Origin of the sequence: Pseudomonas sp. TNT2022 ID1044, from assembly GCF_028656895.1 — a bacterium.
GTDB classification, from domain to species: Bacteria; Pseudomonadota; Gammaproteobacteria; order Pseudomonadales; family Pseudomonadaceae; genus Aquipseudomonas; species Aquipseudomonas reinekei.
In genome coordinates this window covers 148,700-175,128 of sequence record NZ_JAMDHB010000003.1, presented here as the reverse complement: position 1 = coordinate 175,128, position 26,429 = coordinate 148,700, and the positions used below count along the sequence as shown (strand labels likewise).

35 protein-coding genes and 1 pseudogene are annotated in these 26,429 nt (G+C 57.4%); 22 read left to right on the top strand and 14 right to left on the bottom strand.

The features are described from left to right. Nucleotides 1-109: 109 nt before the first annotated feature. Nucleotides 110-1,123, top strand: coding sequence for a DNA-binding protein (locus M5G20_RS05645; RefSeq protein ID WP_273918291.1), 1,014 nt, complete (start codon nucleotides 110-112; stop codon nucleotides 1,121-1,123). Here M5G20_RS05645 and gorA read toward each other — a convergent pair. Next, nucleotides 1,120-2,475, bottom strand: a complete 1,356-nt coding sequence (gene gorA / locus M5G20_RS05640) for a glutathione-disulfide reductase (protein ID WP_273918290.1) — start codon at nucleotides 2,473-2,475, stop codon at nucleotides 1,120-1,122. The genes M5G20_RS05645 and gorA overlap by 4 nt on opposite strands. Before the next feature lie 130 nt (nucleotides 2,476-2,605). After that, entirely contained in the window at nucleotides 2,606-3,445 is an 840-nt protein-coding gene (gene galU / locus M5G20_RS05635; RefSeq protein WP_008065368.1) for a UTP--glucose-1-phosphate uridylyltransferase GalU, read from the bottom strand. Nucleotides 3,446-3,735: 290 nt separating this feature from the next. Between galU and M5G20_RS05630 the strand changes: the two genes are divergently transcribed. Next, complete coding sequence (locus M5G20_RS05630; RefSeq protein WP_075944691.1) at nucleotides 3,736-3,924, top strand: hypothetical protein; 189 nt, start codon at nucleotides 3,736-3,738, stop codon at nucleotides 3,922-3,924. Nucleotides 3,925-4,063: 139 nt separating this feature from the next. Then, nucleotides 4,064-4,345: a hypothetical protein gene (locus M5G20_RS05625; protein WP_273918289.1), complete on the top strand. Its 282-nt coding sequence runs from the start codon at nucleotides 4,064-4,066 to the stop codon at nucleotides 4,343-4,345. A gap of 15 nt (nucleotides 4,346-4,360) precedes the next feature. On the opposite strand, the gene M5G20_RS05620 is transcribed toward M5G20_RS05625, so the two are convergent. Continuing rightward, a complete protein-coding gene (locus tag M5G20_RS05620) occupies nucleotides 4,361-4,591 on the bottom strand; it encodes a hypothetical protein (RefSeq protein WP_273918288.1) in 231 nt (76 codons plus the stop codon). A gap of 72 nt (nucleotides 4,592-4,663) precedes the next feature. Beyond that, nucleotides 4,664-5,020, bottom strand: a complete 357-nt coding sequence (locus tag M5G20_RS05615) for a hypothetical protein (protein ID WP_150733127.1) — start codon at nucleotides 5,018-5,020, stop codon at nucleotides 4,664-4,666. 209 nt (nucleotides 5,021-5,229) lie between these two features. Here M5G20_RS05615 and M5G20_RS05610 point away from each other — a divergent pair, with 209 nt between their 5' ends. The 4 genes from M5G20_RS05610 to ada all read left to right on the top strand — a co-directional run bounded on the left by M5G20_RS05610 (nucleotide 5,230) and on the right by ada (nucleotide 7,566). Then, complete coding sequence (locus M5G20_RS05610; protein ID WP_007912251.1) at nucleotides 5,230-5,532, top strand: DUF1883 domain-containing protein; 303 nt, start codon at nucleotides 5,230-5,232, stop codon at nucleotides 5,530-5,532. A gap of 35 nt (nucleotides 5,533-5,567) precedes the next feature. Continuing rightward, complete coding sequence (locus M5G20_RS05605) at nucleotides 5,568-5,738, top strand: hypothetical protein (protein WP_092267348.1); 171 nt, start codon at nucleotides 5,568-5,570, stop codon at nucleotides 5,736-5,738. A 10-nt stretch (nucleotides 5,739-5,748) separates the two neighbouring features. Then, on the top strand, nucleotides 5,749-6,414 hold the full coding sequence (gene alkB, locus M5G20_RS05600) for a DNA oxidative demethylase AlkB (RefSeq protein WP_273918287.1): 666 nt from the start codon (nucleotides 5,749-5,751) through the stop codon (nucleotides 6,412-6,414). 87 nt (nucleotides 6,415-6,501) lie between these two features. Next, on the top strand, nucleotides 6,502-7,566 hold the full coding sequence (ada, locus tag M5G20_RS05595; RefSeq protein WP_273918286.1) for a bifunctional DNA-binding transcriptional regulator/O6-methylguanine-DNA methyltransferase Ada: 1,065 nt from the start codon (nucleotides 6,502-6,504) through the stop codon (nucleotides 7,564-7,566). Nucleotides 7,567-7,632: 66 nt separating this feature from the next. On the opposite strand, the gene acuI is transcribed toward ada, so the two are convergent. Next, nucleotides 7,633-8,616 carry an acrylyl-CoA reductase (NADPH) gene (acuI, locus tag M5G20_RS05590; protein WP_273918285.1) on the bottom strand — a complete coding sequence of 328 codons (984 nt, stop codon included), beginning with the start codon at nucleotides 8,614-8,616 and terminating at the stop codon, nucleotides 7,633-7,635. Between the two features lie 246 nt (nucleotides 8,617-8,862). Between acuI and M5G20_RS05585 the strand changes: the two genes are divergently transcribed. The 9 genes from M5G20_RS05585 (at nucleotide 8,863) to M5G20_RS05545 (ending at nucleotide 15,221) form a co-directional block, all read left to right on the top strand. After that, on the top strand, nucleotides 8,863-9,927 hold the full coding sequence (locus M5G20_RS05585) for an NAD(P)H-dependent flavin oxidoreductase (protein ID WP_273918284.1): 1,065 nt from the start codon (nucleotides 8,863-8,865) through the stop codon (nucleotides 9,925-9,927). A 130-nt stretch (nucleotides 9,928-10,057) separates the two neighbouring features. Further along, on the top strand, nucleotides 10,058-10,825 hold the full coding sequence (gene modA, locus M5G20_RS05580) for a molybdate ABC transporter substrate-binding protein (protein WP_273918283.1): 768 nt from the start codon (nucleotides 10,058-10,060) through the stop codon (nucleotides 10,823-10,825). Continuing rightward, nucleotides 10,826-11,506, top strand: coding sequence for a molybdate ABC transporter permease subunit (gene modB / locus M5G20_RS05575; RefSeq protein WP_273918282.1), 681 nt, complete (start codon nucleotides 10,826-10,828; stop codon nucleotides 11,504-11,506). A 3-nt stretch (nucleotides 11,507-11,509) separates the two neighbouring features. Further along, nucleotides 11,510-12,589, top strand: a complete 1,080-nt coding sequence (gene modC, locus M5G20_RS05570; protein ID WP_273918281.1) for a molybdenum ABC transporter ATP-binding protein — start codon at nucleotides 11,510-11,512, stop codon at nucleotides 12,587-12,589. 75 nt (nucleotides 12,590-12,664) lie between these two features. Continuing rightward, nucleotides 12,665-13,684: a DNA topoisomerase IB gene (locus M5G20_RS05565; RefSeq protein WP_443218290.1), complete on the top strand. Its 1,020-nt coding sequence runs from the start codon at nucleotides 12,665-12,667 to the stop codon at nucleotides 13,682-13,684. Nucleotides 13,685-13,756: 72 nt separating this feature from the next. Beyond that, nucleotides 13,757-13,978 carry a hypothetical protein gene (locus M5G20_RS05560; RefSeq protein ID WP_273918280.1) on the top strand — a complete coding sequence of 74 codons (222 nt, stop codon included), beginning with the start codon at nucleotides 13,757-13,759 and terminating at the stop codon, nucleotides 13,976-13,978. A 128-nt stretch (nucleotides 13,979-14,106) separates the two neighbouring features. Beyond that, nucleotides 14,107-14,337: a hypothetical protein gene (locus M5G20_RS05555; protein ID WP_150733137.1), complete on the top strand. Its 231-nt coding sequence runs from the start codon at nucleotides 14,107-14,109 to the stop codon at nucleotides 14,335-14,337. A 206-nt stretch (nucleotides 14,338-14,543) separates the two neighbouring features. Further along, the gene (locus M5G20_RS05550) at nucleotides 14,544-14,828 is read left to right on the top strand and encodes a hypothetical protein (protein ID WP_273918279.1); all 285 of its coding nucleotides are present in this window, start codon (nucleotides 14,544-14,546) and stop codon (nucleotides 14,826-14,828) included. 183 nt (nucleotides 14,829-15,011) lie between these two features. Next, complete coding sequence (locus M5G20_RS05545; RefSeq protein ID WP_273918278.1) at nucleotides 15,012-15,221, top strand: hypothetical protein; 210 nt, start codon at nucleotides 15,012-15,014, stop codon at nucleotides 15,219-15,221. Nucleotides 15,222-15,307: 86 nt separating this feature from the next. On the opposite strand, the gene M5G20_RS05540 is transcribed toward M5G20_RS05545, so the two are convergent. The 8 genes from M5G20_RS05540 to M5G20_RS05505 form a co-directional block, all read right to left on the bottom strand. Further along, entirely contained in the window at nucleotides 15,308-16,675 is a 1,368-nt protein-coding gene (locus M5G20_RS05540; RefSeq protein WP_273918277.1) for a sensor histidine kinase, read from the bottom strand. Further along, nucleotides 16,672-17,334: a response regulator gene (locus tag M5G20_RS05535; RefSeq protein ID WP_273918276.1), complete on the bottom strand. Its 663-nt coding sequence runs from the start codon at nucleotides 17,332-17,334 to the stop codon at nucleotides 16,672-16,674. The genes M5G20_RS05540 and M5G20_RS05535 overlap by 4 nt, the downstream gene beginning before the upstream one ends. A gap of 11 nt (nucleotides 17,335-17,345) precedes the next feature. After that, the gene (locus M5G20_RS05530) at nucleotides 17,346-17,990 is read right to left on the bottom strand and encodes a tetratricopeptide repeat protein (RefSeq protein WP_273918275.1); all 645 of its coding nucleotides are present in this window, start codon (nucleotides 17,988-17,990) and stop codon (nucleotides 17,346-17,348) included. Beyond that, nucleotides 17,987-18,796: an SDR family oxidoreductase gene (locus M5G20_RS05525; RefSeq protein WP_273918274.1), complete on the bottom strand. Its 810-nt coding sequence runs from the start codon at nucleotides 18,794-18,796 to the stop codon at nucleotides 17,987-17,989. Before M5G20_RS05525 ends, M5G20_RS05530 begins: the two co-directional genes overlap by 4 nt. After that, nucleotides 18,783-19,457, bottom strand: coding sequence for a TenA family transcriptional regulator (locus M5G20_RS05520; RefSeq protein WP_273918273.1), 675 nt, complete (start codon nucleotides 19,455-19,457; stop codon nucleotides 18,783-18,785). The genes M5G20_RS05525 and M5G20_RS05520 overlap by 14 nt, the downstream gene beginning before the upstream one ends. After that, nucleotides 19,454-20,935, bottom strand: coding sequence for an AMP-binding protein (locus M5G20_RS05515; RefSeq protein WP_273918272.1), 1,482 nt, complete (start codon nucleotides 20,933-20,935; stop codon nucleotides 19,454-19,456). The genes M5G20_RS05520 and M5G20_RS05515 overlap by 4 nt, the downstream gene beginning before the upstream one ends. Then, nucleotides 20,925-21,602: a thermostable hemolysin gene (locus M5G20_RS05510; protein WP_273918271.1), complete on the bottom strand. Its 678-nt coding sequence runs from the start codon at nucleotides 21,600-21,602 to the stop codon at nucleotides 20,925-20,927. The genes M5G20_RS05515 and M5G20_RS05510 overlap by 11 nt, the downstream gene beginning before the upstream one ends. A 177-nt stretch (nucleotides 21,603-21,779) precedes the next feature. Next, nucleotides 21,780-22,583 (bottom strand): hypothetical protein, encoded by an 804-nt coding sequence (locus M5G20_RS05505; protein ID WP_273918270.1) that lies wholly within the window; start codon nucleotides 22,581-22,583, stop codon nucleotides 21,780-21,782. Between the two features lie 200 nt (nucleotides 22,584-22,783). Between M5G20_RS05505 and M5G20_RS05500 the strand changes: the two genes are divergently transcribed. The 5 genes and pseudogenes from M5G20_RS05500 to M5G20_RS05480 all read left to right on the top strand — a co-directional run bounded on the left by M5G20_RS05500 (nucleotide 22,784) and on the right by M5G20_RS05480 (nucleotide 25,203). Further along, the gene (locus M5G20_RS05500; protein ID WP_273918269.1) at nucleotides 22,784-23,182 is read left to right on the top strand and encodes a DUF6173 family protein; all 399 of its coding nucleotides are present in this window, start codon (nucleotides 22,784-22,786) and stop codon (nucleotides 23,180-23,182) included. A 132-nt stretch (nucleotides 23,183-23,314) separates the two neighbouring features. Beyond that, entirely contained in the window at nucleotides 23,315-23,953 is a 639-nt protein-coding gene (locus M5G20_RS05495; protein ID WP_273918268.1) for a hypothetical protein, read from the top strand. A 98-nt stretch (nucleotides 23,954-24,051) separates the two neighbouring features. Beyond that, nucleotides 24,052-24,219 (top strand): annotated as a pseudogene (locus M5G20_RS05490) (transposase domain-containing protein); the annotation flags it as partial. Next, entirely contained in the window at nucleotides 24,220-24,810 is a 591-nt protein-coding gene (locus tag M5G20_RS05485; RefSeq protein WP_273918267.1) for a nucleotidyltransferase family protein, read from the top strand. Between the two features lie 27 nt (nucleotides 24,811-24,837). Next, the gene (locus M5G20_RS05480) at nucleotides 24,838-25,203 is read left to right on the top strand and encodes an ASCH domain-containing protein (RefSeq protein WP_337994290.1); all 366 of its coding nucleotides are present in this window, start codon (nucleotides 24,838-24,840) and stop codon (nucleotides 25,201-25,203) included. Between the two features lie 6 nt (nucleotides 25,204-25,209). On the opposite strand, the gene M5G20_RS05475 is transcribed toward M5G20_RS05480, so the two are convergent. Further along, the gene (locus M5G20_RS05475; RefSeq protein WP_273918266.1) at nucleotides 25,210-25,641 is read right to left on the bottom strand and encodes an NUDIX hydrolase; all 432 of its coding nucleotides are present in this window, start codon (nucleotides 25,639-25,641) and stop codon (nucleotides 25,210-25,212) included. A gap of 186 nt (nucleotides 25,642-25,827) precedes the next feature. Here M5G20_RS05475 and M5G20_RS05470 point away from each other — a divergent pair, with 186 nt between their 5' ends. Continuing rightward, complete coding sequence (locus M5G20_RS05470) at nucleotides 25,828-26,370, top strand: ATP-binding protein (RefSeq protein ID WP_273918398.1); 543 nt, start codon at nucleotides 25,828-25,830, stop codon at nucleotides 26,368-26,370. Nucleotides 26,371-26,429 lie beyond the last annotated feature (59 nt).

Sequence of the window (26,429 nt, the reverse complement as noted above, 5' to 3'; positions counted from 1 at the left end):
ATACCAGTATATCCCGTGTTAAAAACGTCTTGTATTTAACTTTCAAAATTGAATGGTACAATGTGTATTCTGGTAGTACGTACCACATTACGAAATTGTAGGAGTAGTCATGGCCCGTGGCGGTGTAAATAAGGCAGTCGTGCAAGCGGCCCGTTTGGCGATTCTTGCCCGCGGTGAGAACCCGAGCATCGATGCAGTACGTATCGAAATGGGGAACACCGGTTCAAAAACCACGATTCATCGCTATCTCAAAGAGTTGGATGACGGCGCTCAGCGTGTTGAAGCCGAACCCGCTGAACCCATCGACGATGAGCTTTTGGCGCTGGTGACACGACTGGCCCAACGCTTGAAAGATCAGGCGCAAGAGCCGATTGATCAGGCTCGCGAGCAGTTCGAAGAGCAACGCAAGGCCCTGGAGACCCAGCTGGCAGAAGCACAGGAAACCAATAACGAACTCCATGAGCAGTACGAAATCCAGAGCCTGGCGTTGACTCAGGAACACGAAGCCCTGCAGGACACCCTCGCCACGCTGCAGACTGAACAAACCCGCAATGCCGGGCTAAATCAGGCACTGGCTGATTTCGAATTACGCTTGCAAGACAAGGATGAGCAGATCCGCTCTCTGGAAGAAAAACACCTGCATGCCCGTGACGCGCTGGAGCATTACCGCAATGCCGTCAAGGAACAGCGCGAGCAGGAACACAGCCGCCATGAAGGTCAGGTGCAGCAATTGCAGATGGAGTTACGCCAGGCGCAGCAAAGTGCGCTGGTACGCCAGGATGAAATCACTCAGTTGCACCGCGACAACGAGCGCTTGCTGACGGAGAACCGTGGGACATTGCGTGAGCTGAGCCTGTTGCAGGATCAACTCAAGCAAAGCAATAACCGTCAGGACCAGCTACTGGAACAAGCCACCCGCGTCGATGCCGAGCGCACCCTCCTCCAGGAACGCCTGCGCGTGGCGCTACTGGAAAGCCAGGCGCAAAAACAGAACATCGATGAGCAGTCGCAGATCAACAAAGCGCTGGAAATTGAACTGACAAAGACCCAGGCAGAACTGGAAGAAAGCCAGCGTCTGGCCGCCGCCGTTGCAGCAGCGGCAGACGCCGCCAAGGACGATTAGGCGACCGGCGTACGCATGGTGACGAACTCTTCGGCGGCCGTCGGGTGCACACCGATGGTTTCGTCGAAGTGGCGCTTGGTGGCGCCGGCCTTCAAGGCGATCGCCAGACCCTGGACGATTTCACCGGCATCCGGCCCGACCATGTGGCAGCCCAACACCTTGTCGGTCTTGGTATCTACCACCAGTTTCATCAGCGTACGTTCCTGGCATTCGGTCAGGGTCAGCTTCATCGGACGGAAACGGCTCTCGAAGGTCTGCACCTCGTGACCAGCGTCGCGCGCCTCTTCTTCAGTCAAGCCGACGGTGCCGATGTTCGGCAAGCTGAACACCGCCGTCGGGATCATCTTGTAGTCCAACGGGCGATATTGTTCTGGCTTGAACAGGCGTCTCGCAATGGCCATGCCTTCTGCCAGGGCTACCGGTGTCAGTTGCACACGCCCGATCACGTCGCCAAGAGCGAGGATTGACGGCTCGGCGGTCTGGTACAGCTCATCCACGTCAACAAAGCCTTTCTTGTCGAGCTTGACGGCGGTGTTTTCCAATCCGAGATTGTCCAGCATCGGCCGGCGGCCAGTGGCGTAGAACACGCAATCGGCTTCCAGCTGACGACCGTCCTTGAGCGTGACTTTCAAGCTGCCATCCGCCTGCTTGTCGATGCGCTCGATGTCGGCATTGAATTGCAGGTCCATGCCGCGCTTGGTCAGCTCTTCCTGCAAATGCTTGCGCACCGCACCATCGAAGCCACGCAGGAATAATTCACCGCGATACAACAGCGTAGTCTGCGCACCCAAGCCGTGGAAGATCCCGGCGAACTCGACCGCGATGTAACCACCGCCAACTACCAGCACGCGCTTGGGCAATTCTTTGAGGAAGAAGGCCTGATTGGAACTGATCGCATGCTCGTGCCCCGGAATCTCCGGAATCTGCGGCCAGCCGCCAGTGGCGATCAGGATGTTTTTAGCGGTGTGGCGCTCGCCATTGATCTCGACAGTATGCGGATCGACGATCTTCGCGTGCCCTTCATGCAGCGTTACGCCGCTGTTGACCAGCAGGTTGCGGTAGATCCCATTCAGGCGATTGATCTCGCGGTCCTTGTTGGCGATCAGCGTCGGCCAATCGAACTGCGCTTCGTCCAGGGTCCAGCCGAAACCGGACGCCTGTTCGAAGTCTTCGGCAAAGTGCGCGCCGTAGACCAGCAATTTTTTCGGCACACAGCCGACGTTCACACAAGTACCACCCAGGTAGCGACTCTCGGCCACCGCCACCTTCGCGCCGAAACCGGCCGAAAATCGAGCAGCCCGCACACCGCCGGAACCGGCACCAATCACATAAAGGTCAAAATCGTAGGCCATTTTCAATCTCCTCGGCAGGTCAACAGCATACCTGCAGTCATCTGTTGGGCAAGCGTTGCAATCGATATGGAATCGGAAAATGAAAAAGCCACCCGAAGGTGGCTTTTCAATGCAAGCAACTAACGCGCTATCAGTAAGCCTTGCCAGTCTTGTAGAAATTCTCGAAGCAGAAGTTGGTTGCGTCGATGTAGCCTTCGGCGCCGCCGCAGTCGAAACGCTTGCCCTTGAACTTGTAGGCCATTACGCAGCCGTTCTGGGCTTGTTTCATCAGGGCGTCGGTGATCTGGATTTCGCCGCCTTTGCCTGGCTCGGTCTGTTCGATCAGGTCGAAGATGTCCGGGGTCAGGATGTAGCGACCGATGATGGCCAGGTTCGACGGCGCATCTTCTGGTTTTGGTTTTTCAACCATGCTGTGGACGCGGTAGATGTCGTCGCGGATCATTTCGCCGGCGATAACGCCGTACTTGTTGGTTTCTTGCGGATCGACTTCCTGGATGGCCACGATCGAGCAGCGGAACTGTTTGTACAGTTTGACCATCTGGGTCAGTACGCCGTCGCCTTCGAGGTTGACGCACAAGTCGTCCGCCAATACCACGGCGAAAGGTTCGTCACCGATCAGTGGGCGACCGGTCAGGATGGCGTGGCCCAGGCCTTTCATTTCGGTCTGGCGGGTGTAGGAGAACGAGCAGTTGTCGAGCAACTTGCGGATACCGACCAGGTATTTTTCCTTGTCGGTGCCCTTGATCTGGTTTTCCAGCTCGTAGCTGATGTCGAAGTGGTCTTCCAGGGCGCGCTTGCCGCGACCGGTGACGATGGAGATTTCGGTCAACCCGGCATCCAGTGCTTCTTCGACGCCGTACTGGATCAGTGGCTTGTTTACCACCGGCAGCATTTCTTTGGGCATGGCTTTAGTCGCTGGCAGGAAGCGAGTACCGTAACCGGCTGCTGGGAACAAGCATTTCTTGATCATATAAGTCCTTGAAAGGGCTGTGTGTACGAGTTTCGGCGCAGTCTAATCAGGCGGCGGGCACCTTACAATGCCCCGCGCTGGCTAACCGATGTCAACATAGAGAAATATTCGCGCGGTTAGTTCCGCACAGATCCGCGCAGATCGCTGCGTCGCCCCTTATTGATAGCAGAGACCGGCCAACTTGCACGGTTATCATTTGTCGGCAATCGAGCCACCCTACACCCATTGGCACCCGTCAGGTGCGTTTGGCGCTATTATGGCGCGATTGAACCAGCCAACGAGGCAGATAGATGTCGGCAGCAAAAAGCGTCAACGGGTACTTGATCAACAAGGCGAAGGACGGCCAATGGTGGGTAGACAGCGCCAACGGCGAGAACATTGCCGGGCCTTTCCCTACCGAAGCCATGGCGGTGGAAGTGGCATCGGTGTTGCAGCTTGAGCATCCGGAACCCAAGCGACGCGGCAAGGACAAGAACTGATCGAGGCCTGACACGCCCACAGCCCTGCCATTGCGCAGGGCTTTTTTTGTCTTTTGCGCGGGAAGTGGCCTATGGCTATAACCTTTTGCGAGTGGCGCTGTCACAGCACTTGCCCACCCCTTTTAATGACGACTACGACATGACTAAATTTTTGCCGCTGATTGCGGTATTGGCCCTCGGTGGCTGCGCAACATCCGAAACCACTTACCTGAACAACGGCGAGCAAGGCCTGGCCATTGATTGCTCCGGCGAAGCCAACTCATGGGCGACTTGCTACGAAAAAGCGGATGCGTCCTGTGCGGGTACCGGTTATCGCATCGTCGGCACCGACGGCAGCCCGGCCCCTGCGGAAAGCGACAAGACCCTCGGCGTCGATGTCGGCAACTACAAGAACCGCAGCGTCGTGGTGGTCTGCAAGTAAGGCACCCTGCTCGCCCTACATGTGGATTTCGGCGAATTTGATCCCGAGGCCGCGCACGGTCTCGATCAGATCGTCGAGACTGCTGAAGGATTCGACTTCGTCGCTGTCATCGACCAGAAAAAAACTGCGACCGGCGCTTTTTTTGAAAAACACGATCCATTCCCCCGGATCTGCCGGATTTTGAATCACATGGGTGGCAGAGATATGCCCCTCTGCGTGCCGCTCCCGTACCCGCTCTCGCTTCATGCCTGACTCCAGAAATGACAATGCCGCCAAAGTGTCGCTTTGGCGGCATCGATGTTTATGGTCGACAGTTTATCAGCCAGAAATGCAGGCTGTGGCAGCATTGCGCACATCCCAGGGGCGTAGCGGCACATTGGAGATACGTTCATGTAACTTGATGCTACTGCCACCGGACCGCTCTTCGATATCAAAAACGGCGGCCGGACCGGACGAAAGCTTTTGCGCAACGATCACCCGCACACCGTCTTTCTGCGGCTCGACTTGCAAGGCGCCTCGACTGCTGGCGAGCTTTTCGCTCAGGCATTGCGCGTACTCGTGGGGTTTCTTGCCTGAAATCACACTCATGGTGGGCAGCGACTCGTTGATGTCCTCGACGCTTGCACAACCATTCAATGCCAAGACCAATGGCAGGACCCACGCACCCCACTTCATACAAAACCTCCGATAAAGACCCTCCGACAGCACCGATGCGGTTTTTCTCCGAGGCCTGGTGCATTTATCTCTCACCGGATGCGAAATAACTGTTTTTAATTGTCAAACCGCAGCCCGGTGGCCGGATTTTCAGACGCCAGGGCTGATAAACTGCGCCCATTGACCTGTATCGTTTTGATTTTGTAGTAAAAGCCCTTCTGGAGGCGCCCATGAAATTTATTCACCAGCGCGAGCACCTCAACGAAGACGACATCGTCGTCATTCAATGCTCGCAGATGTGCAACATCCGTTTGATGAACGACGCCAACTTCCGCAGCTTCAAAAATGGCGGCCGACACACATACCATGGCGGCGCGTTCGATACTTTCCCGGCCCGCATCACTGCGCCGAGCACCGGTTTCTGGAACATCACCATCGACACCGTCAACCGTCGGGCGATCAGCGTCACCCGCAAACCGACCCTGACCCATTCGATCAAGATCATCCGCCGCTCCAGCACTAAACTGAGCTGAGTGACGCTTCACTACGCACATAGACAGGTATGACCGTGGCTCAAACGACCAAATACGTCATCAAGTACAAACTCAACGGCGAACGCCGCTTCGAATTCGCCCAGCTGGAAAATGGCACCGAAGCAGAAGCCAAGGCTGCGCTGGATGCCCTTCACGGCCAGAGTGACGACGTCATCAGCGAAATCAGTGTCAGCAAAGCGCTGTAACTCAAACACCATGAAACCGCCCCTTCTCGATTTGTTCGCTGACGCGCAGCCGCAGCAGCCGCCACGCAACGAGCAGATCGGCGAACAATCCTGGGTGCTGCGAGGCTTTGCCCTGCCCTGGCTCGACCGCTTGCTGCCTGCGCTGAAGTCGGTATTGGCGGCCGCGCCGTTTCGGCAGATGGTCACGCCCGGCGGCTTCACCATGTCGGTCGCCCTGAGCAGTTGCGGCACACTGGGCTGGACCACTGACCGCAGCGGTTATCGCTACAGCCGCAACGATCCGCAGACCGGGCAGCCCTGGCCAGCCATGCCGGAGGTGTTTTCGCAGTTGGCACAAGCAGCGGCGCGGGCAGCAGGGTTTGCTGAATTCGTCCCGGATTCCTGCCTGATCAATCGCTATGTCCCCGGCGCGAAGATGTCTTTGCATCAGGACAAAAACGAAACCTCCTACGCAGCACCCATTGTTTCGGTATCGCTGGGCTTGCCGGCGATGTTCCTGTTCGGCGGGTTTGAACGAAGCGACAAGAGCCAAAGAGTGCCCTTGCTGCACGGCGACATCGTGGTTTGGGGCGGGGTCGATCGCTTGCGCTATCACGGCGTTCTGCCGATCAAGGAAGGCCATCATCCGCGTCTGGGTGAACAACGGATCAACTTTACCTTTCGTACCGCGGGTTGAGGCCCTGGAGTTTGACCGCAAGCAGCGGAGTGTGACGACACTGTTGCGTGGTTAATCTGCGGGAAACGGGTCAAAGGACATATCGCCATGACAAGCCAATCGACAAAAGTCGCCATCGAAAACGATCCTCGCTGGGCCGCCGTGGTAGCGCGTGACCCGCAAGCCGACGGGCAGTTTGTCTACGCCGTGAAAACCACCGGAATCTACTGCAACCCTAGCAGCCTGGCTCGACTACCAAAACCGCAGAATGTCGAATTCTTTGATAGCGCGGAGCTGGCACAAGCAGCGGGTTACCGACCGAGCAAACGCGCGGCCAAGGATCAAAGCGACATTGCCGCGCAGCACGCCGCCACCGTGGCCGCCGCGTGCCGGCAAATCGAAAACGCCGAAACGCTCCCGGCCCTTGGCGAACTGGCCAGCGTCGCTGGCCTTAGCAGCTTCCATTTCCACCGGGTGTTTAAAGCCGTCACCGGCCTGACGCCGAAAGGCTACGCCGCTGCCCACCGCTCCCGTCGGGTGCGCGAACGTCTGGCGAACGGCAATTCAGTGACCGAGGCGTTGTACGACGCGGGCTTCAATTCCAACAGCCGTTTCTATGAGGCCGCGGATCAGCTACTGGGCATGAAACCCGCCGAGTACCGCGCAGCCGGCCACAACAACGACATTCGCTTTGCCGTCGGCCAGTGTTCCCTTGGGGCGATTCTGGTGGCACAGAGCGAGCGCGGAGTCTGTGCGATTTTCCTGGGCGATGATCCGCATCAACTGGTCTGCGATCTGCAGGACAAGTTTCGCCGGGCCAATCTGATTGGCGCCGATCAAGACTTCGAGCGCCTGATCGCCCAGGTTGTTGGCTTCATCGAAGTCCCTGCCTTGGGCCTGGACTTGCCGCTGGACGTACGCGGCACGGCGTTCCAGGAGCGGGTCTGGCAAGCCTTGCGAGAGATTCCCGTCGGCAGCACCGCCAGCTACGCCGATATTGCTCAGCTCATCGGTGCGCCTAAAGCGGTTCGCGCCGTGGCGCAAGCGTGTGGGGCTAACTGTCTGGCCGTGGCGATCCCTTGCCATCGCGTGGTGCGTAGCGATGGGAATCTGTCGGGGTATCGTTGGGGGGTGGAGCGCAAGCGGCAGTTGCTGGAGCGGGAGTTGCGGTGAATTGTGCAGATCAGAAGACCGCAGCCTTCGGCAGCTCCAGGGGGACTGCCGAAGGCTGCTAAGTGTTTATCGATTTACGTCGACGACGACCCGTCCGCGTAACTGTCCGGCGAGCAACCGTGGTGCCGCATCGATCGCTTCGCTCAATGCGATTTCGTGGCTGATCAGCGGCAACAGACTGAAGTCCAGATCCTGGGCCAGACGGCGCCAGGCTTCCACTCGTTTCGCCTTGGGTTGCGTCACGCTGTTGATGCCCGCGAGGGTCACGCCGCGCAAAATGAATGGTGCAACGGACGCCGGAAAATCCATGCCTTGCGCCAGCCCGCACGCGGCCACCGTGCCATTGGCTTTGGTGCTGGCACAGGCATTGGCCAGGGTGTGGCTGCCGACTGAATCGATGACCGCCGCCCAACGTTCCTTCGCCAAGGGTTTGCCTGGCTCCGACAACGTCGCGCGGTCAATGATTTCACTGGCACCCAACTGTTTAAGGTAATCGTGCTCGGACGTGCGCCCGGTAGAAGCGACCACTCGATAACCCAGCCTGCTCAATAGCGCGATGGCAAAGCTGCCGACGCCGCCGTTGGCGCCAGTGACGAGGATTTCACCTTGATCGGGCGTCACACCGTTGTGCTCCAGCGCCAGAATGGACAGCATCGCCGTGTAACCGGCCGTGCCGATGGCCATCGCCTGAGCGGCGGTGAATGCCGCAGGCAGCGGGATCAGCCAGTCGCCGTTCAGGCGCGCTTTCTGTGCCAGACCGCCCCAATGCCCTTCACCGACACCCCAACCATTGAGCAGGACTTTGTCACCGGCCTTGTAGTCCGGATGCTCACTGAACTCGACGGTTCCCGCCAGATCAATCCCCGGCACCATGGGGAATTTTCGCACCACCGGGCTGCTGCCGGTAATCGCCAGGCCATCCTTGAAATTCAACGTGCTGTACGCCACGCACACCGTTACATCGCCCTCGGGCAGTTGATCGTCACTGATCTGTTGCAGTGTGGCCAGGTAACCGCTTTCGTCTTTATCGATCAAAATACCTTGGAACATGACTGCCTCCTGGTGAGATCACGTGTTGTGCGGTGATCTAAATACCACGTCGCTAAAAAAATGCCGTACTCGACTTTAAGCCAATTCTCCTTTCGGATGAAAAATCGATCGTTCGGTGGCGGTGGCCAATTGCATTGACGCTGACAGTCGTGGCCGGGCGAAAACATGGCTGGCCTTGGGTCAGTCATTGCTGCTACAAAACGCTTCTACCGCCCTGCCCGGTTTCAATGTCGGAGAACAGTCAACATGAGCCAATGGCCAGACACCCGTATTCTTGACCTGCTCGGAATCGAATTGCCGATCATCCAGGGCCCCATGGCTGGCGCCACCCAATCGTCGATGGTCATCGCCGCCAGTAACGCCGGCGGCCTGGGGTCGATGCCCGCCGCCCTGCTGAGCATCGAGCAACTGCGCGAAGAGTTGAAGACCATTCGGCAACACAGCCAACGGCCACTCAACGTCAATTTCTTTTGCCACCATTCGCCGCCAGTCGATGAGCAGCGGGCGCAAGACTGGAAAGATCTGCTGGAACCCTATTATCGGGAACTGGGCGTCGACTTCGACGCGCCGACACCGGTGTCAAATCGCGCACCGTTCGATCACACAAGCTGTGAGGTCGTCGAGGAGTTTCGCCCGGAAGTGGTGAGTTTCCACTTTGGTCTGCCGGAAAAATCCCTGCTCGATCGGGTAAAAGCCACTGGCGCCAAAGTGCTGTCGTCGGCCACCACCGTCGAAGAAGCCATCTGGCTGGAACAGCATGGCTGTGACGCGATCATCGCCATGGGTTATGAGGCGGGCGGACACCGCGGGATGTTTCTCAGCGACGACCTGAGCAGCCAGGTGGGTACGTTCGCCCTGGTGCCACAGGTTGTCGATGCGGTGAAAGTCCCGGTGATCGCCGCAGGCGGGATTGCCGATGCACGCGGTGTCGCAGCGGCTTTCATGCTGGGCGCTTCGGCGGTGCAAGTGGGCACTGCGTATCTGTTCACGCCGGAAGCCAAGGTCAGTGCTTCGCATCACAAGGCATTGCGTACTGCCAAGGAAAGCGAGACGGCGGTCACCAACATTTTCACCGGGCGCCCGGCGCGGGGGATTCTCAATCGGGTGATGCGCGAGCTGGGGCCGATGAGCGCCAAGGCACCGGCCTTCCCGCTGGCCGGTGGCGCACTCATGCCCCTGCGCGGCAAAGGCGAAGCGGATTTCAGTAACCTCTGGGCGGGCCAGGCGTTCACCTTGGGTGTGGAATTGACCACCGCAAAACTGACCCGACGCCTCGCCGAAGAAGGCTTGGCAAAACTGCTCCGCCGTTAAGCTTCATGGCGAGGGAACAACATCCCTCGCCAAACCCGTTACCGCACGTTCCGTTTACAGGCATTTCGCTATATATTCTGGTATATAGCGAATCACACCCTTGCATCACATGCTTTAACGGAGCCGTTTCATGACCATTGGTGCCTCACGTTTCGCCCCTCGTTGCCTGGCAACCCTGCTTTGGGTTTCAGCTGCTGGCTCGGCCCAGGCTGACGAAGTCCAGGTCGCGGTCGCGGCCAACTTCACCGCGCCGATTCAGGCGATTGCTGCCGATTTCGAGAAAGACACCGGCCACAAACTGGTGACTTCGTTCGGTGCGACCGGACAGTTCTACACTCAGATCAAGAACGGCGCGCCGTTCGAAGTATTCCTTTCGGCAGACGACACCACCCCGGAAAAACTCGAAAAAGAAGGCGAAACGGTCAAGGGCTCGCGCTTCACCTATGCCATCGGCACCCTGGCATTGTGGTCGGCCAAAGAAGGCTACGTCGATGCCAAGGGCGAAGTGCTGAAAAAAAATCAGTACGAGCATCTGTCCATCGCCAACCCGAAAGCTGCGCCTTATGGCCTCGCGGCAACCCAGGTCCTGGCAAAGCAAGGCCTGACCGACAAGGTCAAGGACAAGATCGTCGAAGGCCAGAACATCACCCAGGCTTTCCAGTTCGTATCCACCGGCAATGCAGAACTGGGCTTTGTTGCCTTGTCGCAGATCTACAAAGACGGCAAAGTCACCAGCGGTTCGGCGTGGATCGTTCCGGCCCAATTGCACGACCCGATCAACCAGGATGCGGTGATCCTCAACAAGGGTAAGGACAACCCGGCCGCCCAGGCCCTGGTTGACTACCTCAAGGGGCCGAAAGCCGCTGCTGTCATCCAGTCTTACGGTTACCAACTCTAAATGACGCTGACGAGTGCCGATTTTTCCGCCATCTGGCTGACCCTGAAACTGGCGTCCCTGACGACCGTCATCCTGCTGATCATTGGCACGCCGTTGGCGTTATGGCTGTCGCGCACCCAATCCTGGTTGCGCGGCCCGGTCGGGGCGATCGTTGCCCTGCCACTGGTGCTGCCACCCACGGTGATTGGTTTTTACCTGTTGCTGGCGCTCGGTCCACACGGGTTTGTCGGCCAGTTCACCCAATCACTGGGGCTCGGCACCCTGACGTTCAGTTTTGCGGGGTTGGTGATCGGTTCGGTGCTGTACTCGATGCCGTTCGTGGTCCAGCCGTTGCAAAACGCCTTTTCCGCCATTGGCACCCGCCCACTGGAAGTGGCCGCGACCTTGCGCGCCAATCCCTGGGACACGTTCTTCAGCGTGACGCTGCCACTGGCCCGCCCCGGTTTCATCACCGCCGCCATCCTCGGCTTCGCGCATACCGTCGGCGAGTTCGGTGTGGTGTTGATGATCGGCGGCAACATTCCTGACAAGACCCGGGTGGTTTCGGTGCAGATCTACGATCACGTCGAAGCCATGGAATACGCCCAGGCCCATTGGCTATCCGGGGCGATGCTGGTGTTCTCTTTTGCGATCTTGCTGGCGTTGTACTCCAGCCGTAAAACCAAAGCGGGCTGGAGCTGATCAATGATTCACACACGCTTGAAGCTGAGTTATCCGGGATTCGCCCTTGACGTTGATTTGCAGCTACCCGGGCGCGGCGTCACGGCGCTTTATGGTCACTCCGGTTCGGGCAAGACCACTTGCCTGCGCTGCATCGCGGGCCTGGAACGCGCCGATCAGGGATTTATCCAGGTCAACGACGAAGTCTGGCAGGACAGTCAAAAGAAGATCTTTGTCGCGCCACATAAACGCGCCTTGGGTTACGTGTTTCAGGAAGCCAGTCTGTTTCCTCATTTGTCGGTGCTGGCCAACCTGGAATTCGGTCTTAAACGCATCCCCAAACAACTGCGCCGGGTCGACATGGCCCATGCGACTGAACTGCTGGGCATCGGCCACCTGCTGGATCGTCATCCGCAACATCTTTCGGGCGGCGAGCGGCAACGAGTGGGGATCGCCCGCGCCCTGCTCACCAGCCCCAAATTGTTGCTGATGGACGAACCGCTGGCGGCGCTGGATGCCAAGCGCAAAGGCGAAATCCTGCCTTACCTGCAACGGCTTCACGATGAACTGGACATCCCGGTGCTTTACGTCAGCCACTCCCAGGATGAAGTCGCGCAACTGGCCGACCACATTGTCGTGCTCAGCGAAGGCCAGGCGCTGGCCAGCGGCCCTATCGGCCAGACACTGGCGCGCCTGGACCTGCCACTCGCAATGGGGGGTGACGCTGGCGTGGTGATTGAAGGCCGTGTCAGCCACTATGACAGCGAATACCAACTGCTGACCCTGCAACTGCCCAATACGACGCTGACCCTGCGCGTTGCCCATACACCCATGGCCCCGGGCCAGGCATTGCGCTGCAAGGTTCAGGCGCGGGACGTCAGCCTCAGCCTGCACGGTGCCGAGCAAAGCAGCATCCTCAACCGCCTGCCGGTGACCGTCGTCAGTGAAATGAATGCCGACAACGCTGCCCATGTGTTGCTTCGGCTGGACGCTGCGGGTACGCCCCTGTTAGCGCGTATCACCCGCTACTCGCGCGATCAGTTGAACGTCCATCCGGGCCAGCAACTCTGGGCGCAGATCAAGGCGGTGGCCGTGCTCGCATAATTTCGCTGGCACCACTGCGTTGGCGTGGGGTCAATGGCTGTAACGGCCCCTGATCCCTTGCCAAGGACAATCGCCATGCCCGATGCGCTGCCCTCCGACCTGCACTACGTCGATGACACCCTGCCCGGAATCACCCGCAGAAAGCTGCGCGGTAAATTCTGCTACTTCGATCCGGCGGGTCAACGTATCACCGACCCGGAGGAAGTCCGGCGCATCAATGCCCTCGCCGTGCCACCAGCCTACACCGACGTGTGGATCTGCACCGATCCGCGCGGTCATTTGCAGGCCACCGGCCGCGACGCCCGCGGCCGCAAGCAATATCGCTATCACCCGCGCTGGCGCGAAGTGCGCGACACCGACAAATACTCGCGCCTGAGAGATTTCGGCCAGGCCCTGCCGAAACTGCGCAAGCAACTGGAAGCGTTGCTGGCCGCGCCAGGCTTCAGCCGCGACAAAGTCATGGCCACCGTCATCACCTTGCTGGATGCCACGCTGATCCGAGTCGGCAACACTCAATACGCACGGGACAACCGCTCCTACGGCCTGACCACCTTGCGTAGCCGACATGTGGAGGTCAACGGCAGTGCGATCCAGTTCCAGTTCCGCGGCAAAAGCGGCGTGGAACACCAAATCACCGTGAAAGACAAGCGACTGGCACGGATCATCAAGCGCTGTCAGGAGATTCCCGGGCAAAACCTCTTTCAATACCTGGATGAAAACGGCGAGCGTCACACCATCACCTCGGCCGACGTCAACGCTTACCTGCAAACTTTGACCGGCGCCGACTTCACCGCCAAGGACTACCGCACCTGGGCCGGCAGCGTGCTGGCGCTGGCGGTATTGCGCAAGTTGCAGTGGCAGCCGGAATCCGAAGCCAAGCGTCATATGGTGGAGATGGTAAAAAACGTCGCCAAACAGCTGGGCAACACCCCGGCAGTCTGTCGCAAGTGCTATATCCATCCCGGCGTGCTCGACGGCTTTTTGCTCGGCGCGTTGGCGCAATTACCCAAACCGAGAACGCGCAAGGGCCTGCGCGCCGAAGAAGTCGCGCTGGCGATGCTGTTGGAGCAATTGGCTTCTGAACCGACGAATTGACCTGCCTATTTTTTGCACGATTACAAATGACTTCTATAGTTGATCTGTACATGAATCAGCTGCGGTGAAGCCATGGAAGACATATTCGTCGTGAAGCGCTGCAACAAGATCATCATTCATGGCCGTCGGGCCGGAGAAACTGATCACCAGCCGCCTGACGCTGCTGTCTGGTACCGCATCAAAGACACCCGCACCAACGGCTTCATCGGTGACGGCTACGATCTTGAAGAAGATGCGCGGCGTTTTTGCCGACAGCTGAACGCAAAATCACAAGTCACGGCACGGCAGGGCTGATGAGCCTTGACGGGCCTTTAACGGGTCTATACTGAAGAATGCTGAAGGACCGGCGCCCATCGGTCGAACGCTCGCTCCCAGCGGGCTTTTTACTGCCCTGCCAGGTGTCTTCAACGGAGGTGTTTCCCATGTCCGAAAAAGAGTCCATCACCACCCTGCTCACCCTGCTTGATACCCGCCAGGTTCGCTTGGCCGCCGCATGCAAGGAAATTGCCGATTGGGTCGACCATCAAGGTGGCCATCCGACTGCCCTTAGAATCCGCGATCGTCTGAACGACATCGAAAAGGACACGCCGCTGATCCGCAACACCCTGTCGTCGCTCAAACCTGTTGAGCCACCGCTGCCACGGTTCAGATGACTTGATCCGGACACTTGATGCAAGACACAGCCTGATGCGAGGCATGTGATCGGCGACAACCTCGTCACCGGGCATGTGCCTGCCTGACTTTTTCGTGCTACCCCCCACACCCAGCCACGCGCCGGGATTTTTTTGCCCACGGGGAAACAACGAACGTCAGTGTTTATGTGAGGTCCAACGAAAACACGTCGCTAAGGAGACGTTCGATGGTTACTCACTTCAAAATCAGCGGTCATCTGGCCTGCGGTCACAAAGGCAACAACCTCACCTCGACCCGAGAACTCAATCGGGTGAAATGCAGGAGCTGTCGCAACACCGAAGCGTTCAAGCAAGCACGTAAAACCGAGCGCAACGCAGCACGACGCGCCGCGCGCAAAGCCAAAGCCACTCACACGGTCAATGACTGGCGCCAGGCCTGGACAGAACGACTCACCGCCATGGCCGGCCAGCAACGGCTGCCCCGGGGCTTCACGGGCCAACCTTTCGTTTGATTGATCGGTTTGGCGGTTGGATCGATTCATTCCGACTGGCCGCCAAACGCCCGCAAACTGATGGAACGAACCGCAGGATCAGTCCGACGCGCTGCATTGGCGGCATCAGGCTTGCTCGTCTAGGGTCTCTTTCGTATCAACTGCCACGCCGACATGGGCGGGAGCCCGATCCAGGAGGAAGCGATGTCATCCATTCGTAGTGCCGAACACACCTATCGCCAGTGGTCCAGCCCGATCCTGCTTGAGCTCAAGGAGCGAGAGCATCAACTGGCCCCCACGGATCGCCAGGCGCTGCAAAACATTTTGCTGGAAAGACGCCTGATAAACAGCGGCAACCCCGCGGGTGAAGATCGCCGCACACCGGGCTTCATGGGGAGTGCCAAACATCTGTAAGCAAATACAAACAAGGGCTTGCATGAGGAAAATCATGCAAGCCCTTGATAATTATAAAAACACTTGGACGTTCTGAAAGAGCACCATCACGGGCGAGCAACGGCCAGTGTCGCGCGCAACCCCAACGGGCTACGGTTTTCCAGTTTGACCTGCCCACCCAGGCGAGCTGCAATCGCCTGCACGATGGTCAGTCCCAATCCCGCCCCCTGGTCATTCCCACGGCTATAGAAACGCTCAAAAAGCCGATCGCGGTCCTGCTCATTGATACCCGGCCCTTCGTCTTCGACGGACAGTTCATAGCCGTTTTCCGTCGCGTGCAGGCTCACTGTGATCAGTCCATTGGGTGGAGAGAAATTCGCCGCATTGGTGACAAGGTTGTTCAACGCAATATCGATGGCCGTAGGGTCGACCCTCACAAGGCCGATGTCGTCAGTGGCGTCGAAAATCAATTCCAGCTCCTTGCTCAACAACCAGGGGGTCAACTGAACCAGGCTGGCACGAACGGTGGCTGCCAGATCAATGGGGGCCGGCGGTTGCGCACTTGCTTGAGGTTCGATACGAGCCATCGTCAGTAATTGATTCACCAGCCGACTGGTCCGGTCCACGCCGGCGATCAAGTGTTCAAGCGACGCACGACGCTCACCTTCACTGCCCGCTTCCATCAGGTTTTGCGCATGTACCCTGAGCACAGCGAGGGGTGTACGCATCTCGTGAGCTGCATCGGCGATAAATCGCCGCTCACGCCCCATGACTTCCTGAATCTGGGCGAGCATTCGGTTAAGGGCCGCCTGCATCGGCTCCAGTTCCGTGGGCAGCGGCGTTAATTGCAGAGGTTCAAGTGAGCCCGGATGCCTCGCCCGGAGTGTCGCCGCCATGTTGACCAGCGGTTTCAATCCCCAGCCGATGGCCAGCCAGATCATGGCGGCCAGGATCAAACTCCCCAGGATATTGGGCCACAACGTGTGGCGTACGATTCGATCGACTAAATCCGACCGGACGTCATCTCGCTCGCCCACCCAAATCCGCAAGTTATTCTGTTTATCTTCGAGCAGGAAAGCGCGCCAATGGCGGTTGTTCAGATCGCTGACATCGCTGAAACCCGGCGTTCGCGGCACCGCGTTAAAGGAGGGCGCGCTCGCCGTGTGCACCAGCACTTGATCGTTGAGATTCCAGACCTGAAAGGCAATCTTCGTTTCATAGGGATGGCCGTCGATCCTCGGCTCCGCCTCGCTCAGGGCCTGATTGAAAGCCTGATACAGATCGGCGTGCTCCTTGCTGGCCATGGGCATACGCATGACGCCTTGTAACAATCGAGCATTCTGGGCCAGTTGAGCATCGTAGACTTCAGCAATTTCATGGTTACTGTCGTGCAGGTTCAGCACGCTGATGACTGTCAAACCGGCGAGCATCAAGCCGATAATCAACGTCAGCGTGCGACGCCTGATCGAGGTCATCGACGTTCCTCCACCAGGTATCCGATCCCTCGGATGGTGCGGATCAGGTCAGCCGAGAACTTCTTTCGCAGATGATGAATGTGCACCTCAAGGGTGTTGCTTTCCGCTTCTTCGCTCCAGCCGTACAGCAGTTGCATCAGATGATCGCGAGTCATGACCCGTCCGGGTGGCGAAAGCAATTCATGGAGCAACTGATATTCCTTGGGGGTCAGCGCGACCGGTTCGCCCTTGTAACTGACTTGCTGATTGCCAGGGTTCAGACTGATACCGGCGTGTTCGATCAACGATTGCGCGCGACCGGCACTGCGCCGAAGCAGTGCACGGATACGGGCTTTGAGTTCCGCCAACTCGAATGGCTTGATCAGGTAATCATCGGCGCCGGCATCCAGCCCCGCGATGCGGTCTTCGGTGGCATCACGGGCAGTCAGTATCAGCACGGGCAACGTGGAGCCGCTATCACGCAGGCGCCTGAGCACTTCAAGCCCATCCATGCGGGGCAGACCAAGATCGAGTACCGCCAGGTCGAACGTTTCGCTGAGCAGCGAATGCAAAGCGCTGCTGCCGTCCTGCAACCAGTCGACGGTGTAACCTTCGCGACTGAGGGCCTGATGAATGCCCTCCCCCAGCGCCCCGTCATCTTCTATCAGTAATAAACGCACAGGGACTCCTGTCAGCCGAGTTTCTTGTTCACGTCCACCAACAGCATTTCGATCTCTTTGCGGCGCCCGGCATCAGCGGTTTCTCGACCGGGGCGCGGCGCGGCCATCAGGGCTTTTTGCAGTGCCGCTTTAGCTTCACTGTATCGCTTTTGACGGTAGAGGTGATCGCCCCAGAAGTACAGGCTGTCGATGCCATTCGGATTGAGTTGCAAAGCCGTTTTGAGCAACTGTTCGGCCTTGTCCGAGTCGCCGAAACCGATGGGCCAGCCGGGTACCCGGTCGTAAAGCGCGCCGAGGCTGGTATAGGCCGAGCCTTGCAGCGCCTTTGGGTCCAGAGCCAAGGCTTTCTCCAGATCGACTTTCGCGTCCTTGACCTTGCTCAACGCTCCCAAGCCACCCTGGGCGCCCGCCCAGCTGCTGGTGACGATGCCCGACCAGATCCAGGCTTCAGCCACCGCCTGGCGCTCCTGTGTGAAGCTTGAAGCTTGGGCGGCGAGCTTTTCGAACGCTGCGGTTCGTTGACTTTCCGGCAACTCGTACTGGATGTGTGCCCAGCTTTGCTGAATGCCGCTAAGGCGTTGCTGGTCGGCGGCATCCAGTGCCCAGGCACTTTGGCTCAATGCGCCGAACATCAGGCAGGCGATGATCTTGTTCATGGTTTGAGATGCTCCTGATCGGGTTTCTGACTCAAGCGACGTATCAATGGCAATTGCTTGCGCAGGCCACGGTCCACCAAATGCGGTAACAGGCTGTTGAGGCGTACAAAAAAACGTTCGGGCCACCCCAGGTACAAGTCGCGTCGGTCACCGGCTATCGCGTGGATCACTGCGGCTGCCACGGTTTGCGGATCGTCGACGTTGGTCTTGAGCGCATCGTTCAGCGCTTGGGCTGCCGGGCTGTTCATGCTGGTACGGGTAGCACGCGGGGCGACGTAGAGCACGCTGACCCGGGTGTCCGCCAGCTCCCGACGCAGCGCTTCGGAGAACCCGCGCAAGGCAAACTTTGTCGCGCAGTAAGTGGCGTAGCCAGGGTAGCCAATGGAGCCGTAGGTTGAACCGACGTTCACCACCATCGCTGAGTCGGCCTGTTTAAGCAGCGGTAATAGCAACCTTGTCAGGCAGACCGGCGCACTGATGTTCACCGCCAGCATCGCGTTGATCTCACTGTCTTCGAGCTGTTCCAGCATGGCAAAGTGATTGACCCCGGCAGCGTTGATCACCAGGTTGATACCGCCAATGCTTTCTGCCTCCGCCAATACATCGCGGCGGTCTGAGTGGGACGTCAGGTCGGCACCGATCCAGAACAGGTTACGAGGATAACGCTCAAGCAGCGGCAGCAACGGCTCCCGATGTCGAGCGACCGCCAATACCCGGGCACCACTGGCGCACAGCGCCGTGGCGATGGCCAGGCCGATACCGCCGCTGGCACCCGTCAAGACGACGCGAGCTTCAGACAGGCGCATGCAGGTTCTCCCCGTCACGCGGCAAGCCACGGAACATATCGGTGTAAAGCGAGTACACCACTTTGGACGCGTGAATCACGGCAGCCTGGTCGGCCGGGTCTTCCAGCATGTTCATCAATCGGCGGTAAGTCTGCATGTGCTCTATATCCAGCGACCCGTGTGAACTGAGGTAGCTGAAGGCACTTTCCGGCAGCGCCAGACGCTCGCGAATACTGTCGGCGGCATGGGTGGCCAAAGCAATGCTGGTGCCTTCCAGTACATTGACCATGCCGAAGAGTCCCACCGGGTTGTCCCTGGCGATCTGGTCGTAAAGAAAGCTGACCATCAACTCGATCGGCAAGGATGGGCGTCCGTCCGTTACGGCAGCCCTGTCGCCCCCACAAACTTCTATGTCATTGAGTATCCACTGTTCGTGACCATACTCGTCCTCGATATATTCGCAGACCGCTTTGCGCAACCACTCCAGGCGCAATGGCAAGCGCGCGCCGCACGCCATCATCAATGGCACGGTATGGCGCACATGGTAATAAGCCTGCGTCAGAAAGGCCCGGTAACTTGCCAGGCTGACCCTGCCCTCAAGCGCATCACGAATGATCGGCAGGTTGAACAGCTCCATGCGCTCGTGTTGCGTGGCTTCTTGCAGCGTGTCAAAAAAACTCATAGTGCGGATTCCTCGGAAAAGGCAGATTCGGTCAATGCATCCCGGTAGCGTTCGACGATGGCATCGCGGCGAGGCCGGCCATTGGCGGTGAGCAAACCGTTGTCGGGAGTAAAGGGTTGATCGAGCCGGGTCCATTGACCGACCTGGGCGTACTCGGGCAGCGCCTTGTTGGCCTGAGCCACGGCGACGGCCAGTTGCTCATCGGTACAGTCCGGATGATGCGGCCAGAGCAGCGCGTGGTTGTGAGGCATCGCTTCGCCATAGATGAACGCCTGAGCGACAGGTCCGCGCTGGGTCAATTCGGCTTCAACCCATTCGGGGTTAACGTTGCGCCCGAAACTGGTCACGAACTGATGCTTCTTGCGACCCTTGAGGTAGAGAAAGCCTTCGGCATCGAACTCGCCGAGATCGCCGCTGGGCCACCACTCAACGCTGCGCGGAGCTTCTCCCAGATAGCCCAGCAAGGCTGAGCCCTTGATCAGCACTTCGCCGTCGTTTGCCAGTTGAACCTGAACATGGGGCAGCGGCTTTCCAACGCTACCCGGACGCCGCGCGCCCGGGCGATTAAGGCACACCACCGAGGCGCACTCCGACAGCCCATAACCCTCATAAACCGGCAATCCCGCCCGTTGAGCACGGTGCAGCAAATCTTCAGAAACCCGGGCGCCGCCGACGGCAGCGAAACGCAAGTGCTGCGGATTGAAGGCTTTCTGTTCGGCCGCGCTGACCAGCATCAACAGCAACTGCGGCACCAGAATCAGGCTCTGAGGCGTCCGGCTGGCAAGGCATGCCAACAACTTAGCCACATCCACGCGGCTGGCACCCTGGATGCCCAGGGCTTTCTGTCCAGGCAGACTCAAGGTCGCTCCGGCGTACAACGCGGCATAACAACCGATGTTTTCCAGCAAGATGGCCAACGGCAGCAGGGCCAAGTGATGCTGGGGATCGGTGGGTTTGCTCGCCAGATCCAGCTCACGGGTGACTTTCAAAATAGTCTCGGCACTCAGGCACACGCCTTTGGGGGTACCGGTAGTCCCCGAAGTGAATGTGAGCTTGGCCGTTCCTTCAGGCATGCCACTCGACCCACTGAAGGTGCGACACCAGAACTCGCCACTCTTTTGATACCCGGCCGCATGTAATTCGTCGTGCAGTGATGGCTCGGCGATCACGCGTTCGGCGTGGCTTTGTTCCAGGCAATGCCGGCGCTGCGCCGGACTGAAAAAAGGCGGCAAGGTCACGCAGACGAGGCCTTCGAACAATGCGGCCAAATCCCACAGCATCGCCTCGACGCCATTTTCCAGTGCCAGTGCGATCACCTTGACCTGCTCATCGCGCAGGCGCTCTTGGCGATAGCTGACCTCGGCATAGAGCGTGGCGTAGTCCAGTTTCAGCTGATCGCCCCACAATGCGATGACGCTGCCATTTCGCTCAGCGTGGCTGCGCAGGGTTAGATGGAAACGCTGCATTTCAGGCGACATGGCAAGCGCCCTCAATGGAGGTCGGCAAACCCAGGCGACTGAACAAACCGATGTTGCGTAAATGAATGAATCCGGCGCGAATATTGCCAACATGAACCCAAGGCTTGCTTTCGTAGTAACTGCCCCAGGCGTGGCGCTCCTCGCCGAGGCGCGCCGGGTCGGCAGCGCACAGGGTCACTGGCTTCAATCCCAAGCGATGAAAGCTGTTCACCAACCCAAGGCTTCCCGTGAAGGCAACCCATTCCAGCCCGCCCATGGCCAGCAGATAGGTCATCACGATGATGCTCAACCGTGCGCTTCCGGTGTCGCTGGCCGCCAGATTGCCGACTTCGACGACGGACGTGCGGGCGACGGTTTGTTCTGCAGCAGCACTGATCAAAGGTTCAATCGATTCATCCAGGTACCCCTCCAGAAATAGCGGGCCGCTGCTTGCCAGCCGTACGCCGACCACCGCGGACAACGTCACGTACACATCGCTCATGCCAAACAGTTCCGGCATGAAATGGCGAATGTCGGCGCCGTGGGCCTTACGAAATCGTTGCTGGATAAAGGTCTCGAACGTGCACCGAAGCGCGTCCTCCGGCAATGCTCTGACGAATTGCATTGGCGGCGTTTCGGCTTGGCCGAAATACAACGGCAACTGAATATTCCAGTTGAAATCGGACATTGCAAAATACCTCCCCGTGACAATTGGGGTGAAGTATCAAAGGCAATTCTTAACGAAGTCTGAAGGTGAGAAAAATTGACCCGAGCCATCTTCAGGTTGGCTTGATGCTCGGCGGGGATGGTGATTCGCGACGCATCGCCTATCGCACGATCTACTGTGTGCGGCCATGCGTGGCAACTACTGTGAAGTACAATCGTTTCCCTTCCAGCTCCAGCTAGAAATTGTTCCGTTGGAAACCTGAAAGGTTGTTTGGCATCCCATATTAAAAGATTGTGCTGGGGTACCCCCTAAACTTGTGGTGGTGGCGCTGTTGGTGTAGGGGTTGTAGTTTGTAGTGTACGTGGGAGCTGTGCCTGGGATGTAAACTTGACGCGAGCTTGAGTAGGTTAAATATTTCACACCGCCATCCGTTTCATACACTTGCTGAGGTGGCCCCCAGCTTAGTATCAGATCACCCTCCGGCGAGCCAACCCAAGAGGCTAGCTTGGCTTCATACTTTGCGGTGGTTGCGCATCCTGCCATCAAAACTGCGCAGCAAACTAAGAGAAATTTAGGGGCGTTCATAATGCTCCTTTTATCAAGCGCATGACTGCTATTAGGTGGCATACCATGTTGCGGAGGTATGTCGTCTTGTCTAGCGTAGACGTGGTTGCTGCAAACGCGATATGAATGATGGCAAAGGTAGTAACATTTAAAAAGGCCGTCACTAGGACGGCCTTTTTCATTACTGGCCAACCGCTCCCGATTCCGTTGAAGATCGGCCAGCACCAGGGCACCAACATCCTGCATCAGGTGCGGGTCGAACAGGTCGTCTCCCTGCTCGTCAATCAGGCAAAAAGCCACATTTCCGGCATGCGCCAGCATCAGCAGGATGTTGCCGTCAGGGAGCGGTATTAGGGCGTAGACATCGCCGTGGGAGGAATCCTGAAGGACTTGGCGGATCTGTTGGCGAGCGTTGTGGTCGAGCAGAAGGGAAGGCATGGCGGTACTCCGCACTTAGCAGGTATTTGGCGGGCGCCCCTGCAAATGGGAAATCTGCGCACCTTTGAGTGTAGTCAGTTCCCGCGCCCAAATCGGCTGATGCGGTTTCTGGCCAAAAAGACAGCGCAGAGGCTCCCCGACTCACCGCAGCTCGACTAGACTCGCGGCACCTAGCCATCTTCTAAGTAGGGACACACCGAATGACTACACCTTACGACCTGATGACCGAATTTAATCGTTCACCACCGGTTCTGAACTTTACCAATTCAAACCACGCTAGCGAGTTTTACTGGCGACTTTTGGAGTGGATTAATGATTTTCACAGAGAGCTTGAAAATGAGTATGAGGTTGGGGGGCAGCTGGTTACCTTCGGTAATGAAATCACTTTTTCGTTCACTGACCTGACCTATTGGAATCCTTCACTCATTGGGTTCCTCGGTACTAAACCTGATGGCTCACCAGTGAAGCTCATCCAGCACGTTAGCCAAATTAACGTACTGCTGGTTCGCCAGAAGCGCGTTCACCCCGAAGAACCGAAACGTCCCATTGGGTTTGCCAGCTGGGAAGAGTATGACAAGAAGGTGGCTGAAAGGGACTAGAGTCACCCCGCCGTAACCCAGCCAGAAACGACAAGGGCCTGCATCGCTGCAAGCCTTTGGCGACCGGCGCACACGGTCCGTAGAGCCCAAAGCCGTTGCACTACGCGAACCCCGTAAAACTTGGAGGCAAGGATGGATAAGAAGGATACCCAGCGCGGCTCAGCCGTGGTCAAAGTTCTCCAATCCGATTCGATGGTTGATTTAGGAAAGGAACTTTTGGAGCTTGGATTTGACGCCGTTCTTGAATCTGGTGTTCTCAAAGACATTCCGATTGTGAACACCGTGTTCGGCACGCTCAATGCGGTTGGTATCGCTAGGGACCAGATATTTGCCAACAAACTTCTTCGTTTTTTAAGTCGGCTATCCGAGATTCCGAAAAAAGATCGAATTGCTATGGTGGAGAAGCTGAATGAGGACGACAAGTTCTCCGGGAGAGTAGGCGCGTCCATAATTGAAATCTTGGACAGGATGGAGAGCGAGAAAAAGCCCGAACTTGCCGCGAAGTGCTTCGCGTCCTACGCAAGAGAAGAAATTTCCTTTGAAGAGCTCCGTCGCATCTTGTTTGCACTTGAACGACTGCCTTCCTTTGATATTGAGAAACTCGGAAGTTTTGCAAAAATGACTATGGAGGATTCGATGAAATTGGAAGAATCTCTCTTGCTAGCATTCGTAAATGCTGGCTTCGGCAAAAACAATGGAGGCTTCGATGGCGGCGCCATTGTTCCTACAAGTCTTTGCGAACTCTTTTTAAGAATCGGGTTAGCGCCGTAACCCTCAGCCGCTCAGTGTTTCCGTGTCCACCGTCTAACAGACACGTTATAGAAACGAAAACCATCCAGATCGAGTAGGAGGCGGTTTCACAACCGCCGTCCTCAGCGATCATGAGCCTGATCCAGTCGGCACGCATGAACGGGCATGATCCGTACTCGTATCTCAAAGATGTGCTGAAGCGTTTGCCGACGCAGAAGGCTAGTGAGATAGTGCAATTGCTACCGCATCAGTGGGTGCCGGCCTGGCTTACTCAACGAGAGTTTTGAATGGACGACATTTCGAAAATCCAATCGATTATTTCAAGTGATCCCGTTCGTTGGCGTTTACTTGAAATTGTGCACTCGCTCAAATTGCCAAATTGCTGGATCGGAGCAGGTTTCGTTCGAAACGCGGTTTGGGATTATTTGCACGGGCGCGTTTCGTCTCCAGTATCAACAGATGTTGATGTCATCTGGTTCAATGCTGAACGTTGCACTCCCGAGGAAGATGCAGCATTGGAGGCCGTCCTTAGCGCATTAGAACCGACCGTAAAGTGGTCTGTGAAAAATCAAGCACGAATGCATATTCAGAATGGTGACGAACCATACTTGTGTGCGATCGACGCAATGCGCTATTGGCCTGAAACCGCAACGGCGGTGGCTGTCAGGCTACGAGACGAAGGCTCATGCGAGATCGCTGCCCCACTGGGAGTTGATGACCTTTTGGGGTTGGTCATCCGGCCAGCTGGTAGGTTTGTCACGGAAAAAAATACGATTTATCAAGACCGCTTCAAGTCCAAAAACTGGATGAAGATATGGCCGCGGCTCAGTCTTGCGCCCATAGCGGCACCTCCTACCCCTTCCGAAAAAGCAACTTAGCCGGACGCTGCCCTTTAGGAGAGAACCATCAAAGCCTTATCAATAGTACGGCCCAGCGGCGCTCGAATCGCTTCTGGGGAGAAAACCCTCGAAGTTCGTCGTTGGCATCCAGACTTAGATCCTTCCGAGGATCTCCTGATTGTTGAAAACGGGCGATTTCTCCATATCGATGGTGACGAAGACGATGACGGTATTGCTGTCGCAATCGTGCGCGTGAAAGCTGTGCGCCCATTCGCCCTCGTTGACATGCAAGCATCCTGTGCAAGTTATTTTCAGGATGGCTGGCTCGCATGGGAGTTGAGTGACTTGAGGCCGGTCACTCACCCTGTGATCATCCGTGCGGCGCGTGGCATCTACGAGGTAGATTTCTTGTTTTCAGATGGAGGATGCTGATGATCATCAAGCGAGAAGTGGAAGTGGTAGGCGTGTAGCTAGATTAAATCTTAGAAATCCGAGAGCATCTTTGTAAATCTGATGCCATGCATCAGAGGGCTCGCTCACCAATGGATGCCAAAAGAATCTGAACTCATGCCCTCCGTCATCTTCAGCATTATGAACCCAGGTATCGGGGAGGTCTTGTGCGACGTGACACTCATGGAATGCCCATGTGTGCCCTGTTATATGGGAGCGCCACGTTCCCAGATCTCGCTCTACCCTGCCTTGAATTCCCGCCTCTTCTACCAGTTCTCGCACAGCGGCCACATCAGTAGACTCACTGGGCTCGACACTTCCTCTGACCAATTGCAGACCTGCCAATGGATGCTCAAAAGCCAAGAATTCTAGCGTTTGACGGCTCCGTAGCACCACCGGGCAAGCTTTATCTACCATCATGACGTTTTCTCCTTTGGCTGGTAATTTTGCGTGCTGAGCGGGTTGGAAAGCCTAGGTGAAGTCAGCCGGCAAGGGAATCAGATTCACGTGTGGCATCTTCAAGATCTATTAGCATCCGCTTACGACTCAGGCGGGTATGGGATATCTTGCTGACCTCGAAACCGACTTGTATTCATGGAGGAAAAATTGCGGATTTACATTACAGGTGCTTCGTGTGCGGGCGTGACCACTTTGGGTCAAAACCTCGCAACTCTGCGCGGTGTACGACATGTCGATGTCGATGATTTTTTCTGGATGCCCACGAACCCTCCTTTTACGACCAAGCGTCCTGCCAGTGAGCGCGTGTCATTGATCCAGCAAGAACTCGGTGACGATGATTGGGTGTTGACCGGTTCTTGTATGGGTTGGGGCGATGCGCTGATTACCCATGTCGATCTTATTGTGTTCGTTGTAACGGCAACACCCGTTCGCCTTGACCGGCTGGCCGCACGTGAGAAGGAACGCTTTGGAAATCGGATTGCACCCGGTGGTGACATGCATGGGATACATGTGGCCTTTCGGGAATGGGCCTCGCAGTATGACAATCCGAACTTTTCAGGGCGCAACCGAGCGTGGCACGAGGCGTGGATATCAGAGCAAACAGCTCCGGTCTTACGGATTGATGGGGTGAACTGTGCTGAAAAGATGGCTGCGGATGTGATTCATGCGTTGTCGCAAGCATCGCGGTAGTTCGAAACCGAGACGGCCGACGCACGACTCTCAACGCGCTTTAGTGATGTCCGCTCTGG